Consider the following 16,255-nt stretch of genomic DNA (forward strand, 5'->3'; position numbering starts at 1 on the left):
GGACCACGCCTCATGTTCTTCTGGCTCGCCGACTACGCGACGCAGTTCAACTTCCTGAACGTGTTTCGCTACATCACGTTCAGGACGGGCGCGGCGACCGCGACGGCGCTGTTCTTCGTGTTCTTCTTCGGGCCGGCGGTCATCGCCGGTCTACGCCTGAAGCAGGGCAAGGGCCAGCCGATCCGCGAGGACGGGCCGCAGTCGCACCTGCTCACCAAGAAGGGCACGCCCACCATGGGCGGGCTGATGATCCTCTCGGGCGCCATCGCCTCGACGCTGCTGTGGGCCAATTTGAAGAGCCCCTATGTCTGGATCGTGCTGTTCGTCACGCTGGGCTTCGGCGCCATCGGCTTCTACGACGACTACCTGAAGGTGACGAAGCAGAGCCACAAGGGCTTCTCCGGCCGCTCGCGCCTGCTGATCGAGGCCGCGATCGCCGCCATCGCCTGCTATTTCCTCGCCCGGCACGGCGCGCCGCGTCTCGCCACCTCGATCGCGCTGCCGTTCTTCAAGGACCTGCTGATCGACATCGGCATGTTCTTCGTCGTGTTCGGCGCGCTGGTCATCGTCGCCTCGGGCAACGCGGTCAACCTCACCGACGGGCTGGACGGCCTCGCCATCGTGCCCGTGATGATCGCGATGGGCACGTTCGGCTTCATCGCCTACCTGTCGGGCAACGCCATCTTCGCCAACTACCTGCAAATCAACTTCGTGCCCGGCACCGGCGAACTGGCGGTGATATGCGGGGCGGTGATCGGGGCGGGGCTGGGCTTCCTGTGGTTCAACGCGCCGCCGGCGCAGATCTTCATGGGCGACACCGGCTCGCTGGCGCTGGGCGGGTTGCTCGGCGCTGTCGCCGTCGCGGTGAAGCACGAGATCGTGCTCGCCATCGTCGGCGGCCTGTTCGTGCTGGAGGCGCTGTCGGTCATCATCCAGGTGACCTCGTTCAAGCTCACCGGAAGGCGCGTGTTCCGCATGGCGCCGATCCACCATCATTTCGAACAGCTCGGCTGGTCCGAGCCGCAGGTCGTCGTGCGCTTCTGGATCATCGCGGTGGTGCTCGCGCTGGTCGGCCTCTCGACGCTGAAGCTGAGGTGAGGCGATGATCCCCGTCGCAAGCTTCGCGGGCCGGGAGGTCGCCCTCTTCGGGCTCGGCGGGTCGGGCCTGGCCACCGCCCGCGCGCTGGCCGAGGGCGGCGCGCGCGCCGTGTGCTGGGACGACAGCGACAAGTCGCGCGGCGCGGCCGCGGCGGCGGGCCTCGCCGTCGAGGATCTGGCGCTGGCCGACTGGTCGCGCTTCGCCGCGCTGGTGCTCGCGCCCGGCGTGCCGCTCACCCACCCCCGCCCGCACTGGACGGTCGAGAAGGCCAGGACCGCCGGCCTGCCCATCCTCGGCGACATCGACCTGTTCTGCCGCGAGCGCGCGCGCCTCGCGCCCGACGCGCCGTTCGTGGCGATCACCGGCACCAACGGCAAGTCGACGACGACGGCGCTCACCGCCCACCTCGTCGCCGCCGCCGGGCTCGACGCCCAGATGGGCGGCAATATCGGCACGGCGATCCTGTCGCTCGCGCCGCCGGCCGCCGGCCGCGTGCACGTCGTCGAGTGCAGCTCCTACCAGATCGACCTCGCGCCGACGCTCGCGCCGAGCGTCGGCATCCTGCTGAACGTCACGCCCGACCATCTCGACCGGCACGGCACGATGGAGAACTACGCCGCCGTCAAGGAGCGCCTCGTGGCGCGCGCCGGGACGGCGGTGGTGGGCGTCGACGACGACTGGTGCCGGGCCATTGCCGACCGCCTGGAGGCCGCCGGCCGCCGCGTGCTGCGCGTCTCGGTGGAACGCGCCCTGCCGGAAGGCCTGTACCTGGACGGCTCGGCGGTGGTGTGGGCCGAAGGCGGGTCGCGGCGCGTGTTCGACCTCGCCGGCCTCGGCTCTCTGCGCGGCGCGCACAACGCCCAGAACGCCGCCGCTGCCATCGCCGCCGTCTCGACCATCGGCGTGGCCGACGACGCCATCCGCGCCGGGCTGCGCGGCTTCCCGGGCCTCGCGCACCGCATGGAGCAGGTCGGCCGCGTCGGGCGCGTGCTGTTCGTCAACGACTCGAAGGCGACCAACGCCGACGCGACGGAGAAGGCCCTCGCGGCGTTTCCGGGCGCGATCCACTGGATCGTCGGCGGCGTGCAGAAGGAAGGCGGCATCGCGCCGCTGGCGCCGCTGTTCGGCCGCGTGGCGCGCGCCTATCTGATCGGCAAGTCGATGGACGACTTCGAGGCCACGCTGGCGGGCCGCGTGCCGATCACGCGCTCGGGCACGATGGACCAGGCCGTCGCCGACGCCGCCGAGGCGGCGCGGGCCTCTGGCGACGCCGAGCCGGTCGTGCTGCTCTCGCCCGCCTGCGCCTCGTTCGACCAGTATCCCAACTTCGAGATTCGCGGCGCGCACTACCGCGACCTCGTCCTCGCGCTCCCCGGCATCCTCCCGCTCGGAAAGGCCTGACCATGGCATCGCGCCTCGAACGCACGCCCTTCGCGGAATGGTGGTGGACCGTCGACCGCCTGCTGCTGTTGGCGCTGGTCATCCTGATGGTGGCCGGCATCGTGCTGGGCATGGCGGGGAGCCCGCCGGTCGCCGAGCGGCTGGGCCTCTCGACCTTCCACTTCGTCAACCGGCAGGTGATGTACCTGATCCCGGCCGTGCTGGTGATGCTGACGATCAGCTTCCTGTCGCCGCGGTACGTGCGCCGCACGGCGCTGCTGGTCTACGTCGTCGCGCTGGCGATGGTGGTGGGCACGCTGTTCTTCGGCGCCGAGGTGAAGGGCGCGCGGCGCTGGCTCAACTTCGCCGGCATCGCCGTGCAGCCGTCGGAGTTCGTCAAGCCCGCCTTCGTGGTGATGGCGGCGTGGGCCTTCTCGGAAGGCGGGCGGCGCACCGACGTGCCGGGCAACATCGTCGGGTTCCTGCTGCTCTTCCTCACCATCATCCCGCTGGTGATGCAGCCCGACATCGGCCAGACCATGCTGATCACGCTCGTCTGGGGCGGGCTGGTGTTCCTCTCCGGCCTGCACCTGTTCTGGGTGCTGGGGCTCGGCGGGCTCGGGGCGCTGGGGCTGTTCGCCGCCTATACGGTGCTGCCGCACGTGGCGGCCCGCATCGACCGCTTCCTCGATCCCCAGTCCGGCGACACGTTCCAGGTCGACAACGCCATCGAGAGCTTCGTGCAGGGCGGCTGGCTGGGCAAGGGACCGGGGGAGGGCACCGTCAAGCGCATCCTGCCGGACAGCCACACCGACTTCATCTTCGCCGTCACGGCCGAGGAGTTCGGTATCGTCGTCTGCCTCGCGCTGCTGGCCATGTTCATGCTCGTGGTGCTGCGCGGCATGGTGCTGTCGCGGCGTAACGAGGAGCCGTTCTGCCGGCTCGCGGCGGCGGGGCTGATCATGCTGTTCGGCCTGCAGTCGGTCATCAACATGGCGGTGAACGTCCACCTCATGCCCGCCAAGGGCATGACGCTGCCGTTCATCTCCTATGGCGGCTCGTCGCTGATCTCGCTGGCGCTCGGCATGGGCTTCCTGCTGGCGGTGACGCGGCGCAGGCCCCGCGCCGAGTATTTCGACCGCATCGTGCCGGCGGGCAGCATGGAGCGCACGCGCTGATGGCGACCGCCCGCCCCATCCTCCTCGCCGCCGGCGGCACGGGCGGGCATCTCTTCCCGGCCGAGGCGCTCGCCGTGGCGCTGGGCCGGCACGGCGTGACCGTGCACCTCGCCACCGACGAGCGCGCCTCGCGCTACGGCGGCCAGTTTCCGGCCGAGGCGATCCACGAGATCCCCTCGGCGACGCCGAGCGGCGGCTCGGTGGGCGGCAAGGTCGTCGCGGCGCTGAAGCTCGGGCAGGGCGTGCTCGAATCCTTCTTCATGGAGAACCGCGTCAAGCCGCTGGCGGTGGTCGGGTTCGGCGGCTATCCCACCGTGCCGCCTGTTCTGGCGGCCTCGCTGCGCGGCATCCCCACCGTCATCCACGAGCAGAACGGCGTGCTCGGCCGGGCCAACCGGCTGCTGGCCCCGCGCGCGCGGGTCATCGCCACCGGCTTCGCCGAGGTTCGCGGCCTCGCGCCGGGCCTGCGCGGACGGCTCGTGCAGACCGGCAACCCCGTGCGGCCCGCCGTGCTCGAAGCGGCGAAGACGCCGTTCTCGCCGCCGGGGCCCGACGGAACGCTCGACCTCGTCGTGTTCGGCGGAAGCCAGGGCGCGCGGGTGATGAGTGACATTCTGCCGCCCGCGCTGGCGCTCATGAAGCCGGCCCACCGGGCGCGCCTCTCCATCGTGCAGCAGGCGCGCGAGGAAGACCTGGAACGCGTGCGCGCCGCCTACGCGGAGCTCGGCGTCAAGGCCGAACTGGCGCCCTTCTTCCGCGACCTGCCGGCGCGCATCGCCGCCGCCGACCTCGTGGTCGGCCGCTCCGGCGCGTCGACGGTGGCGGAGCTGGGGGTGATCGGCCGCCCAGCGATCCTGGTGCCGCTGCCGCACTCGCTGGACGGCGACCAGGCCGCCAACGCGGCCGCGCTCGCCGCGGCCGGCGGAGCGGTGGTGATCCCACAGGCGGACTTCACACCTGAGCGGCTGGCCGGCGAACTCGCCGCCCGCCTCGAAGACCCCGACACCCTCGTCCGCGCGGCCGACGCCGCCCGGCGGTCCGGCATCTCCGACGCGTCCGAACGGCTCGCCGCCGTGGTGATGCGGCTGGCCGGGCTTCAGCTCAAGGAGACGGCCGCATGAAGCTGCCCGCCACGCTCGGACCCATCCACTTCGTCGGCATCGGCGGCATCGGCATGTCCGGCATCGCCGAGGTGCTTCACAATCTCGGCTACACGGTGCAGGGCTCGGACGCCACCGACAACGCCAACGTCAAGCGCCTGCGCGACAAGGGCATCCGGGTCGCCGTCGGGCACGACGCGGCCAATCTCGGCGAGGCCGAGGTCGTCGTCGTGTCGACCGCCATCCGGCGCGGCAATCCCGAGCTGATGGCGGCGCGCGAGAAGCGCCTGCCGGTGGTGCGGCGCGCCGAGATGCTGGCCGAACTGATGCGCCTGAAGCAGTGCGTCGCCATCGCCGGCACGCACGGCAAGACGACGACCACGTCGCTGGTCGCCACCCTGCTCGACGCGGGCGGGTTCGACCCCACCGTCATCAACGGCGGCATCATCAACGCCTACGGCACCAATGCGCGCCTCGGGGCCGGCGACTGGATGGTGGTGGAGGCCGACGAGTCGGACGGCACCTTCCTCAAGCTCCCGGCGGACGTGGCCATCGTCACCAACATCGACGCCGAGCACCTCGACCACTTCCACACCTTCGAGGCGATCAAGGACGCGTTCCGCGCCTTCGTCGAGAACCTGCCGTTCTACGGCTTCGCGGTGATGTGCCTCGACCATCCCACCGTGCAGGAGCTGGTCGGCAAGATCGAGGACCGCCGCGTCGTCACCTACGGCGAGAACCCTCAGGCCGACGTGCGGCTGATGGACGTCGACCTCACCGGCGGGCGCTCGCGCTTCCGCGTCGTCATCCGCGACCGCAAGACGGGACGGCTGACGGGCATCGAGGACATCACGATGCCCATGCCCGGCCACCACAATGCGCTCAACGCCACGGCCGCGATCGCGGTGGCCTACAATCTCGGCATGCCGCTGGAGACGATCCGCGAGGCGCTGAAGGGCTTCGGCGGCGTCAAGCGCCGGTTCACGCGCACCGGCGAATGGCACGGCGTCGCCATCTTCGACGATTACGGCCACCACCCGGTGGAGATCGCCGCCGTGCTGCGCGCCGCGCGCGCCTCGACGCCGGGGCAGGTGATCGCCGTCGTGCAGCCGCACCGCTATACGCGCCTGTCGTCGCTGTTCGACCAGTTCGCGACCTGCTTCAACGACGCCGACACGGTGATCGTCGCCGACACCTACGCCGCCGGAGAGGCTCCGATCCCGGGCGCTGACCGCGACTCGCTGGTGCAGGGCTTGAAGGCGCACGGCCATCGCCACGTGCTGCCGCTCGGCTCGCCGGCCGACATCGCCGGCATCGTCCGCGACCTCGCCAAGCCGGGCGACTACGTCGTGTTCCTCGGCGCGGGCACCATTACCAACTGGGCCTACGCCCTGCCGGGCGAACTGGCTGCGCTGGACGGGAAGTGAGCACGCTCGACGACCTCCCGCCCGTGCGCGGCGCGCTACAGCGCAACGCGCCGCTCGCGCCCCTGTCGTGGTTCCGCACGGGCGGCGCGGCCGACGCGCTGTTCACGCCGGCCGACGAGGACGACCTGGCGCGCTTCCTGGCGCGCTGCCCCGCCGACGTGCCGGTCACCGTCATCGGACTCGGCTCCAACCTGCTGGTGCGCGACGGCGGCGTGCGTGGCGTCGTGATCCGCCTCGGCAAGGCGTTCCAGGACATCGCCGTCGAGCCCGGATCGCGCGTGCGCGCCGGGGCCGGCGCGCCGGACGTGAAGGTGGCGCGCGCCGCCGCCGAGGCCGGCGTCGCTGGGCTGTCTTTTCTGCGCGGTATCCCCGGCACGATCGGCGGAGCTCTGCGCATGAACGGCGGCGCGTATGGCGGCGAGACTTCCGACGTGCTGGCGTCGGCGCGCAGCCTCGACCGGGCCGGCAACGCGCGCGTCTGGACCAACGCCGAGATGGGCTTCGCGTACCGCCATTGCGGCGCGCCGGAGGACGTCGTCTTCGTCGAGGCGATTTTCGCGGGGCGGCCCGGCGACCCGCAGGCCATCCTGGCCGAGATGAACGCCATCACCGAGTCGCGCTCGGCCACCCAGCCGGTCAACACGCGCACCGGCGGCTCCACCTTCCGCAACCCGGACGGCGACAAGGCGTGGCGACTGATCGACGCCGCCGGCTGCCGCGGCCTGCGCGTCGGCGGCGCGCAGGTGTCGGAGATGCACTGCAACTTCCTCATCGCCCACCCCGGCGCGACCTCCGCCGACGTCGAGGCGCTGGGCGAGGAGGTGCGCCGCCGCGTCCGCGAGACGAGCGGGGTCGACCTGCACTGGGAAATTCGGCGCATCGGCGAACCCGCGCCGGCGTGACGCGGGGCCGCAGCGGCCGCAACACGATTCGCACGAGAGGCCAGGACGGCCAGGAGGGACGATCATGACCAAGCACGTCGCGGTTCTGCTGGGCGGCCTGTCCGCCGAGCGGGAGGTGTCGCTGCGGACCGGGGCGGCCTGCGCCGACGCGCTGGAGGGCGAGGGCTATCGCGTCACCCGCATCGACGTGGGGCGCGACATCGCGCAGACGCTCGCCGCGCTGAAGCCCGACGTCGCGTTCAACGCCCTGCACGGGCGATTCGGGGAGGACGGCATCGTCCAGGGAATCCTGGAGATGATGCGCATCCCCTACACGCATTCGGGCGTGCTGGCCTCGGCGCTGGCGATGCAGAAGGACAGGGCCAAGGCGGTGATGGCCGCCGCCGGCGTCCCGGTGCCGCACGGCGTCACCGTCCACCGTCTCGAAGCGGCACAAAAGCACGTGCTGGAGCCCCCCTATGTGGTCAAACCCGTTAACGAGGGTTCTTCGGTCGGCGTCATCATCGTGCGCGAGGAGCGCAGCCATCCGCCGCAGGAGCTGAGCCGCCCCGACTGGCCGCTCGGCGACATGATGCTGGTGGAAAAATACGTTGCGGGACGGGAACTTACCTGCGCCGTCATGGGCGACAGGGCGCTCGGCGTGATCGACATCCAGCCCGCCGCGGGGGTCTTCTACGACTACGAGGCGAAGTATGCGAAAGGGGGGTCGATCCACGTCCTGCCCGCGAAAATTTCACCGAATATTTACCAACTCGTTCAACAGTTGGCGTTAACGGCGCATCAATCTCTCGGATGCAGGGGCGTCAGCCGTGCCGACTTTCGATACGACGACCGCCCGGACGGTACGGGCGAGCTGGTCTGCCTCGAAGTCAACACGCAGCCCGGAATGACCGAGACATCTCTTGTGCCGGAGTTGGCGGCCCATGCGGGCATGACATTCGGCGGGTTGGTTCGATGGATGGTGGAGGACGCCTCCTGCGATCGTTGAGTCTGCACCAGGGCGTGCAGCTCCCGGCCGCGCCCGCCTACGCGGGTTCCGGCGCGATCGCGGTTCCGGCGCGGACCGGACTGCCGGCCCGGCGGGCGACGCCGCGGCCGCGCCAGCCGGTGCGCGTCGCCGAGCGGGGCGTCGCGGGGCGCGCGCCGCGCTTCCTCGGCACCGTCCTGCTGCTGCTGTTCTTCGGCATTGTCGGCCTCTACGGCGCCGTGCGCGGAGGCCAGTACGAGACCTTCGTCGCCATGCAGGGCGACCCGCGCGACCTCGTCGCCCGGGCGCTGGGCATGGGCATCGCCGAGGTCCGCATCTCCGGCTTCGTCGACCTCGACAAGACCGAGATCCTGCAGATCGCCGGCATCGACCCGCGCGGATCGCTGCCCTTCTTCGACGCCGCCGCCGCGCGTGAGCGGCTGCTCGCCGCGCCGCTGGTGAAGGATGCCACCGTCCGCAAGCTCTACCCCAACGCGCTGTCGATCACGATCGTCGAGCGCGATCCCTTCGCGCTGTGGCAGCGCGACGGCGAGGTGTTCGTGGTGGCGGCCGACGGCACGGTGATCGACCAGCTCCGCGACGAGCGCTTCGCCCGTCTGCCCCTGGTGGTCGGCGAGGGCGCCAACCGCCGGGTGGTGGCGTTCGGCAAGCTGCTCGAATCGGCGAGCCCCGAGTTGCGCGCCCATGTCCGCGCCGGCACGCTCGTCGGCCAGCGCCGCTGGACGCTGAAGATGGACAACGGCGTCGACGTGCGCCTGCCGGAAGAGGGCGCGGCGCAGGCCGTGGCCCGCCTCTCGGAGCTGCAGCGCGACCACCGCATTCTCGACCGCGACATCCTCGCCATCGACCTTCGCCAGCCCGACCGTGTGGTGATGCGCCTGGGCGAGGAAGCCGCCTCCGCCCGTGCCGCCGAGCTGGCCAAGAAGCCCAAGCAAGCCAAGGGGAACCCCACGTGAGCCATCGCAGGCCGAGCCTTACGCCGCGTCTGAAGCCGCTCTCGCCCCGCAAGAGCGCGGTGCTGTCGGTGCTCGACGTGGGCACCAGCAAGGTCGTGTGCCTGGTGGCGCGGCTCGACCCCGTGGCGGAGAGCGAGGCGCTGCGCGGTCGCACCCACCGCGCGCGCATCATCGGCATCGGCCACCAGCGTTCGCGCGGCCTCAAGGGCGGCGCCATCGTCGACCTCGAGGGCGCGGAGCAGGCGATCCGCCTGGCGGTGGACGCCGCCGAGCGCATGGCGAAGGTGGAGATCCGCGCCGCCATCGTGAACATGTCGGGCGGCCGGCTCGGTTCGGAATCCTATCACGCGGACGTCGCGCTGCGCGGCCACTCGGTGAGCGACGGCGACGTCCAGCGCGTGCTGGAGGCGGCGAGCACGACAGGCTCGCGCCCGGGCCGCACCGTGCTGCATTCGCTGCCCACCGGATTCGCGCTCGACGCGACGCGCGGCATCAACGACCCGCACGGCATGGTGGGCGAGAAGCTCGGCGTCGACATGCACGTCGTCTCCGCCGACCACAACGCGGTCCGCAACCTCATGCTCGCGGTCGAGCGCTGCCACCTCGACGTCGAGGCCGTGGTCGCCACGCCCTACGCCGCCGGCCTCGCCACGCTCGTCGACGACGAGGCGGAAATGGGCGCGGTTGTCATCGACTTCGGCGGCGGCACCACCTCGATGGGCGTGTTCATGGGCGGGCACCTCGTCCACACCGACGCGGTGGCCGTCGGCGGCAACCACGTCACCATGGACATCGCGCGCGGCCTGTCGACCACCGTGTCGCACGCCGAGCGGCTGAAGACGCTCTACGGCTCGACCATCCTGTCGGCCTCCGACGATCGCGAGACGATCGCCGTGGCGTCGGTCGACGACGACGACCGCGACGCCGTGAACCACGTTCCCAAGTCCCACCTCGTGCGGATCATGAAGCCGCGCGTGGAGGAAATCCTCGAGCTCGTTCGCGACCGGCTGAAGGCGGCCGGCTACTCGGCCGAAACCGGCCGTCGTGTCGTGCTCGCGGGCGGCGGCGCCCAGCTCACCGGGCTGGCCGAGCTGTCGCGAACGCTTCTGTCCAAGCAGGTCCGGATCGGGCGTCCGCTCGGCGTACAGGGCCTGCCCGAGGCGGCGAAGGGGCCCTCCTTCGCCGGGCCGGTCGGCCTCCTGGTGTATCCGCAGGTGGCCGCGCTGGAGCACTTCGTGCCGCGCCAGTCCGGGGCTTTCCTCGGCACCGGCACGGACGGTTACCTGTCGCGTGTCGGACGGTGGATCAAGGACAGTTTCTGAACCAGCGGGGTCCGGCGCGGCGGCCGGGCTTCGTGATGAAAAAAAGACGGCGCTGCCGGGCGCCCATACCGAGAGGCCTACTATGACGATCAATCTCCATGTTCCGGATATCCGTGAACTGAAGCCCCGCATCACGGTGTTCGGCGTCGGCGGCGCCGGCGGAAACGCCGTCAACAACATGATCGAGCTGGGTCTCGTCGGCTGCGAATTCGTGGTGGGCAACACCGACGCCCAGGCGCTGACCATGTCGAAGGCCGACAGGGTCATCCAGATGGGCGTGCAGGTCACCGAGGGCCTGGGCGCCGGCTCGCAGCCCGAGGTCGGCCGCGCCGCCGCCGAGGAGGTGATCGACGAAATCCGCGACCAGCTGGCCGGCGCACACATGGTGTTCGTCACCGCCGGCATGGGCGGCGGCACCGGCACAGGCGCGGCCCCCGTGGTCGCCCGCGCCGCGCGCGACATGGGCATCCTGACGGTCGGCGTCGTCACCAAGCCGTTCCAGTTCGAGGGTCAGCGCCGCATGCGGCTGGCCGACAGCGGCATCAACGAGCTGCAGAAGGCGGTCGATACGCTGATCGTCCTGCCGAACCAGAACCTGTTCCGCGTCGCCAACGAGCAGACGACCTTCGCCGACGCCTTCGCGATGGCCGACCGCGTGCTCTACTCCGGCGTCTCCTGCATCACCGACCTCATGGTGAAGGAAGGCCTCATCAACCTCGACTTCGCCGACGTCCGCGCCGTGATGCGCGAGATGGGCAAGGCGATGATGGGCACCGGTGAGGCCACCGGCGAGAAGCGCGCCCTGCGCGCGGCCGAGGCGGCCATCGCCAACCCGCTGCTGGACGACGTGTGCATGAAGGGCGCGAAGGGCCTGCTCATCTCGATCACCGGCGGTTCCGACCTGACGCTGTACGAAGTCGACGAGGCGGCCACCCGCATCCGCGAGGAGGTCGACCAGGACGCCAACGTGATCTTCGGCGCGACCCGCGACGACTCGCTGGAAGGCATCGTGCGCGTCTCCGTGGTCGCCACCGGCATCGACCAGGAGATCGGCCGCGACGCCGCCCCGGTGATGGAGCCGCGCATCGCCGAGGTCACGCAGCGCCTGCGCGAGGAGGCCCGCCAGCGCCAGGACACGCTGACGCAGCACCGCCAGGCGCGCATCGAGACCCCGGTCGAGACGCAGGCCTACCAGCAGCCGACCTTCCAGCCGCCGGCCTACCAGCCGTCGCAGATGGCTCCGGTCGCGGTCTCCGAGGACGTCACGATCCGCCAGGCGCCGCCCAAGCCGGTCTACGCCGAGCCGGTCGCCGAGCGCGCTCCGCAGCCCGAGCCGGCCGCGCCGCAGGCCGCCTTCATCCCGCCGCGCGCGGAGGAGGTGGTGCGGGCGCCGCGCATGCCGCGCGCCGACGAGCTGCCGATCCCCGGCCAGCGCATCCTCGAGCAGAAGGGGGCCGCCGCGCCCGCGCCCGAGAAGAAGCGCGTGACGCTGATGGAGCGCCTCGCCCAGGCGGGCTTCGGCCGCCGCCACGAGGACGACCACGCTCCGGCTCCGCAGCCCCGGCCCGTGCAGCAGGGCTATGCCCAGCCGGCGCAGCAGGCCCCCGCGCCGGTTCACCAGGAGTACGCCAAGCGGCCCGCGCCGCAGCCGGCCCACCGCCAGCCGGCCCAGGGCCAGCTCGACATGCACGGCCGCCAGCCGGCCCCGCAGCGGCCCTACGAGGACGATCACCTCGACATTCCGGCCTTCCTGCGGCGCCAGTCGAACTGATCGAAGCGGACCGCGCAATCGGGACGAGAAAAAGCGAAGGCCCGGCCCACAAGCCGGGCCTTCATCCTTTTGAAACCATGATGAAAATTCCTTTTCGCATTTCGTGAAGATGCAACCGAGGCGAGTGTTACAAACCGTAAAAAAGCGTGATTTGGAACGACTCCGCCGGGCGACTAAGGTCCGGGTCAACAAAAGGAGCCCACGAGAGGCTCCACTTGCGAGGGTGTGCACGGCCGGTAGCGCCGCAGTTCATCCCGCGAAGGCGGTCTTCGGTCGCCTGGGGCGCGTCAAAGAGAGCACGGACACCCATCGGATGGCGGCAGCCGTCGTGAATCCGGTCGGCGAAGTGTGGAATCGGAAGCATGGCATTTCAGAAACAGGTCACTCTTCGCGACCGCACTGAACTCACGGGGATCGGCGTCCATTCCGGCGCTCCCGTCAGGATCAGCCTCAACCCCGCGGACGCGAACACCGGCGTGACCTTCCTGCGGACTGGCCTCGATGGCGGCCGCGAGCGCCTGATCGAGGCGCGGCACACCGCCGTCAGCGCCACCGAGCTCTGCACCATCATCGGCGACACGCAGTCCGGCTCGGTCGCCACGATCGAGCACCTGATGTCGGCCCTGTCCGGGCTCGGCGTCGACAACGTGCATGTCGAGATCGACGGCCCCGAAGTGCCGATCATGGACGGCAGCGCGGCTCCGTTCGTCGAGGCGATTGACCGGGTCGGCCTCGCGCGGCAGGCCGCCGGCCGCCGCTACATCAAGGTTCTCAAGCCCGTCCGCGTCGAGCACAACGGCGCCTTCGCCGAGTTGCGGCCCTTCGCCCGCGGCTTCCGCCTCGACATCGAGATCGACTTCCCGACGCCGCTGATCGGCCGCCAGAAGCGGTCGCTCGACCTCGACCCGACCGTCTTCCGCCGCGACATCGCGCGCGCCCGCACCTTCGGCTTCATGAAGGACGTCGAGAAGCTCTGGAAGGCGGGCCTGGCGCTCGGCGCATCGCTCGACAACACGGTGGCGCTGGGCGACGACCGGGTGATCAATCCCGAGGGCCTGCGCTTCGCCGACGAGTTCGTGCGCCACAAGACGCTCGACGCCATCGGCGACCTGGCGCTGGCCGGCGTCCCGCTGCTGGCCCACTACCGCTCCTACCGCGGTGGCCACCGCATGAACGTCGCGGTGCTGCAGGCGCTGTTCGCCGACGCCTCGGCCTTCGCCGTAGTCGAAGCGCCGCGCCGCGAGGCCGCGCACGCCGACGTCGCAGCGCTCGCGCCGGCGCTGGCCTACGCCGCCGACCACCACTGAAGCTTGCCGACGCCGTCGCGCGCTACTCCCGCGCGCGGCGTGCGCGTTTGCGCGCGATGGCCGGCCGTCCCCGCTAGCCGCGGGGCCTCTGTTGCGCTACACAGTCCGGCGCGCCGCGTTCCCGGCGCCTCCGAATCCCCCAGGAATTCAGCGAGGGCCACCCCTTTCATGCGTTCTGGATTGCGACCCGTTCCTGGCTCCACCGGTGCGTTGGCCCGGCCCGGCGCCGGCCTCATCCGCGCCGCCGCCGCTCTCGCGCTCATCGCGCCGCTGGCCGCGTGCGACACCATTTCGTCGTTCAACCCGTTCGACAAAAGCGAGACCTACAAGCCCGAGATCGTGCCGGAGGTCCCGGCCGAGCAGCTCTACAACGATGGCCTCGGCTACCTCGCGAAGAACGACTACGAATCGGCGTCCAAGCGCTTCGCGAGCCTCGACCGGCAATATCCGTTCTCGAGCTGGGCGAAGAAGGCGCTGATCCTGCAGACCTTCGCCAATTATTCCAACCGGCAGTACGACGACGCCATCGCCAACGGCAAGCGCTTCCTGGCGCTGAACCCGACCTCGCCGGACGCCGCCTACGCGGCCTATCTGGTGGCGATGTCCTACTACAACCAGATTCCGGACGTCTCGCGCGACCAGGAGCGCTCGGAGAAGGCGCTGGTGGCGTTGCAGGAAGTCGTGCAGCGCTGGCCCAAGTCCGAGTACGCCGAGGACGCGCGCTTCAAGCTGAACGTCGTGCGCGACCAGCTGGCCGGCCGCGAGATGACGATCGGCCGCTACTACCTGCAGCGCCGCAACTACACCGCGGCGATCAACCGCTTCCGCAACGTGGTCAGCCAGTACCAGACCACGAACCAGATCGAGGAGGCGCTGTCCCGCCTCACCGAGGCCTATCTGGCGCTGGGCGTGGTGCAGGAGGCGGAGACGGCGGCGGCGGTGCTGGGCCACAACTTCCCCGACAGTCCGTGGTATCGCGACACCTACAAGCTCATGCAGAGCAAGGGTCTTGAGCCGCGCGAGAACGAGGGGTCGTGGATCAGCAAGGCGTTCAAGTCGGTCGGCCTCGGCTGAGGCGCCGACGGGCGCGGCGGGCTCTCCCGGCCTGTTGACGTTTCGCCCACCGGCCGCGAGGAATAGGACATGCTCGTCCAGCTCGCGATCCGCGATATCGTCCTGATCGAACGGCTCGACATCGGCTTCGCGGCCGGGTTGAGCGTGCTGACCGGCGAGACGGGCGCCGGCAAGTCGATTCTGCTCGACGCGCTGTCGCTGGCGCTCGGCGGGCGGGGCGACGGCGGGCTGGTCCGCCACGGCGAGTCCAGGGGGCAGGTGACGGCGGTTTTCGACCTGCCGGGCGACCACGCGGCCCGCGTTCTGGCGCGCGACAACGACATCCCCGACGACGGCGACCTGATCCTGCGGCGCGTGCAGTTCGCCGACGGGCGCACGCGCGCCTTCGTCAACGACCAGCCGGTGAGCGTCCAGGCGCTGCGCGCCATCGGCGCGGCCCTCGTCGAGATCCACGGCCAGCACGACGAGCGCGCCCTGGTCGACCCGGCCGCGCACCGCGCGCTGCTCGACGCCTTCGGCGGCCACGACAGCCGCGCCACGGCGCAGGCGCACCAGCGCCTGCGGGCGGCGCGGCAGGCGCTCGACGACCACCGCGACCGCATCGAGCGCGCCCGTCGCGAAGCCGACTTCCTCGCCCACGCCGTCGACGAGCTGAAGACGCTCGCGCCGATGCAGGGCGAGGAGGAGGAGCTGGCCGCCAGCCGGCAGCGGATGATGCAGGCAGAGAAGGTCGTCGGCGAGATCAACGAGGCCTACGACGCGGTGGCGGGGCACGCCTCGCCGTCGCCGGCGCTGTCCTCGGTGCTGCGGCGGCTGGAGCGGCGGGCGGCGCAGGCTCCGTCCTTGTGCGAGCCCAGCGTCAAGGCGCTCGACGCCGTGCTCGCCGCGCTCGACGAGGCGCGGCTGGCGCTGGAGGCGGCGCAACGCGAGGCGGCGTTCGACCCGCGCGAGCTGGAGCGGACCGAGGAGCGGCTGTTTGCGCTGCGCGCCGCCGCCCGCAAGTACAACGTCGCCGCCGACGACCTCGCCGCGCTGCGCAAGCGCTACGAGGCGGACCTCGCCGCCATCCACGCGGGCGAGGAGGAGCTGGCCGCCCGCGAGACGGCGGTGGCCGAGGCCGAGGCCGCGTATGGCGCGGCGGCCCGCGCGCTGAGCGCGGCGCGGCGCGCGTCGGCGTCGGCGCTGGAGGAGGCCGTCAACCGCGAGCTGCCGCCGCTGCGGCTGGAGCGCGCCCGCTTCATCGTCCACATCGAGACGGACGAGGAGCAGCGCGCCGCCGAGGGTTTCGACCGCGTCGAGTTCTGGGTCCGCACCAATCCGGGCACGCGGCCCGGCCCGCTGATGAAGGTGGCCTCCGGCGGCGAGCTGTCGCGCTTCATGCTGGCGCTGAAGGTGTCGCTCGCCGACCGCGGCTCGGCGCCGACGCTGGTGTTCGACGAGATCGACAGCGGGGCCGGCGGCGCGGTGGCGGACGCCATCGGCGCGCGGCTGGCGCGGCTGGCGGCCCGGGTGCAGGTGATGGCCGTGACGCACGCGCCGCAGGTGGCCGCGCGCGCCCAGCGTCACTTCCTGATCAGCAAGGACAGCGTGAGCGAGGAGGCAGGCGGAGCGACCGAGCGCATCGCCACGCGCGTGCTCGCCATCGAGGCGGCGGCGCGGCGCGAGGAGATCGCCCGCATGCTGGCCGGCGCCACCATCACCGACGAGGCGCGCGCCGCAGCGCAGCGCCTGCTCGAAGCCGCGGATTGACC

General features: G+C 71.2%; 13 protein-coding genes. All 13 read left to right on the top strand.

Going from position 1 to position 16,255, the window contains the following annotated elements; genetic code table 11:
- The first annotated feature begins 12 nt into the window (after positions 1-12).
- Positions 13-1,098 (top strand): phospho-N-acetylmuramoyl-pentapeptide-transferase, encoded by a 1,086-nt coding sequence (mraY, locus tag NK718_RS01485; protein WP_254737861.1) that lies wholly within the window; start codon positions 13-15, stop codon positions 1,096-1,098.
- Positions 1,099-1,102: 4 nt separating this feature from the next.
- Positions 1,103-2,500, top strand: a complete 1,398-nt coding sequence (gene murD, locus NK718_RS01490) for a UDP-N-acetylmuramoyl-L-alanine--D-glutamate ligase (RefSeq protein WP_254737863.1) — start codon at positions 1,103-1,105, stop codon at positions 2,498-2,500.
- Positions 2,501-2,502: 2 nt separating this feature from the next.
- On the top strand, positions 2,503-3,657 hold the full coding sequence (ftsW, locus tag NK718_RS01495; RefSeq protein ID WP_254737865.1) for a putative lipid II flippase FtsW: 1,155 nt from the start codon (positions 2,503-2,505) through the stop codon (positions 3,655-3,657).
- Positions 3,657-4,778: an undecaprenyldiphospho-muramoylpentapeptide beta-N-acetylglucosaminyltransferase gene (gene murG / locus NK718_RS01500; RefSeq protein ID WP_254737867.1), complete on the top strand. Its 1,122-nt coding sequence runs from the start codon at positions 3,657-3,659 to the stop codon at positions 4,776-4,778. Before ftsW ends, murG begins: the two co-directional genes overlap by 1 nt.
- Positions 4,775-6,184, top strand: a complete 1,410-nt coding sequence (murC, locus tag NK718_RS01505; RefSeq protein WP_254737868.1) for a UDP-N-acetylmuramate--L-alanine ligase — start codon at positions 4,775-4,777, stop codon at positions 6,182-6,184. Before murG ends, murC begins: the two co-directional genes overlap by 4 nt.
- Positions 6,181-7,086 (top strand): UDP-N-acetylmuramate dehydrogenase, encoded by a 906-nt coding sequence (gene murB, locus NK718_RS01510; RefSeq protein ID WP_254737869.1) that lies wholly within the window; start codon positions 6,181-6,183, stop codon positions 7,084-7,086. The genes murC and murB overlap by 4 nt, the downstream gene beginning before the upstream one ends.
- Before the next feature lie 64 nt (positions 7,087-7,150).
- On the top strand, positions 7,151-8,074 hold the full coding sequence (locus NK718_RS01515) for a D-alanine--D-alanine ligase (RefSeq protein ID WP_254737870.1): 924 nt from the start codon (positions 7,151-7,153) through the stop codon (positions 8,072-8,074).
- On the top strand, positions 8,071-9,030 hold the full coding sequence (locus NK718_RS01520) for a cell division protein FtsQ/DivIB (RefSeq protein WP_307730312.1): 960 nt from the start codon (positions 8,071-8,073) through the stop codon (positions 9,028-9,030). The genes NK718_RS01515 and NK718_RS01520 overlap by 4 nt, the downstream gene beginning before the upstream one ends.
- Complete coding sequence (gene ftsA, locus NK718_RS01525) at positions 9,027-10,352, top strand: cell division protein FtsA (RefSeq protein WP_254737872.1); 1,326 nt, start codon at positions 9,027-9,029, stop codon at positions 10,350-10,352. The genes NK718_RS01520 and ftsA overlap by 4 nt, the downstream gene beginning before the upstream one ends.
- An 82-nt stretch (positions 10,353-10,434) precedes the next feature.
- On the top strand, positions 10,435-12,123 hold the full coding sequence (ftsZ, locus tag NK718_RS01530; protein WP_254737873.1) for a cell division protein FtsZ: 1,689 nt from the start codon (positions 10,435-10,437) through the stop codon (positions 12,121-12,123).
- 362 nt (positions 12,124-12,485) lie between these two features.
- A complete protein-coding gene (gene lpxC / locus NK718_RS01535) occupies positions 12,486-13,430 on the top strand; it encodes a UDP-3-O-acyl-N-acetylglucosamine deacetylase (RefSeq protein ID WP_254737874.1) in 945 nt (314 codons plus the stop codon).
- Positions 13,431-13,598: 168 nt separating this feature from the next.
- Complete coding sequence (locus tag NK718_RS01540) at positions 13,599-14,504, top strand: outer membrane protein assembly factor BamD (protein ID WP_371877192.1); 906 nt, start codon at positions 13,599-13,601, stop codon at positions 14,502-14,504.
- Positions 14,505-14,573: 69 nt separating this feature from the next.
- Positions 14,574-16,253 carry a DNA repair protein RecN gene (gene recN / locus NK718_RS01545; RefSeq protein WP_254737876.1) on the top strand — a complete coding sequence of 560 codons (1,680 nt, stop codon included), beginning with the start codon at positions 14,574-14,576 and terminating at the stop codon, positions 16,251-16,253.
- Positions 16,254-16,255: the final 2 nt, after the last annotated feature.

It is taken from the genome of Alsobacter ponti (assembly GCF_024294805.1).
In the GTDB taxonomy this organism is placed as follows: domain Bacteria; phylum Pseudomonadota; class Alphaproteobacteria; order Rhizobiales; family Beijerinckiaceae; genus Alsobacter; species Alsobacter ponti.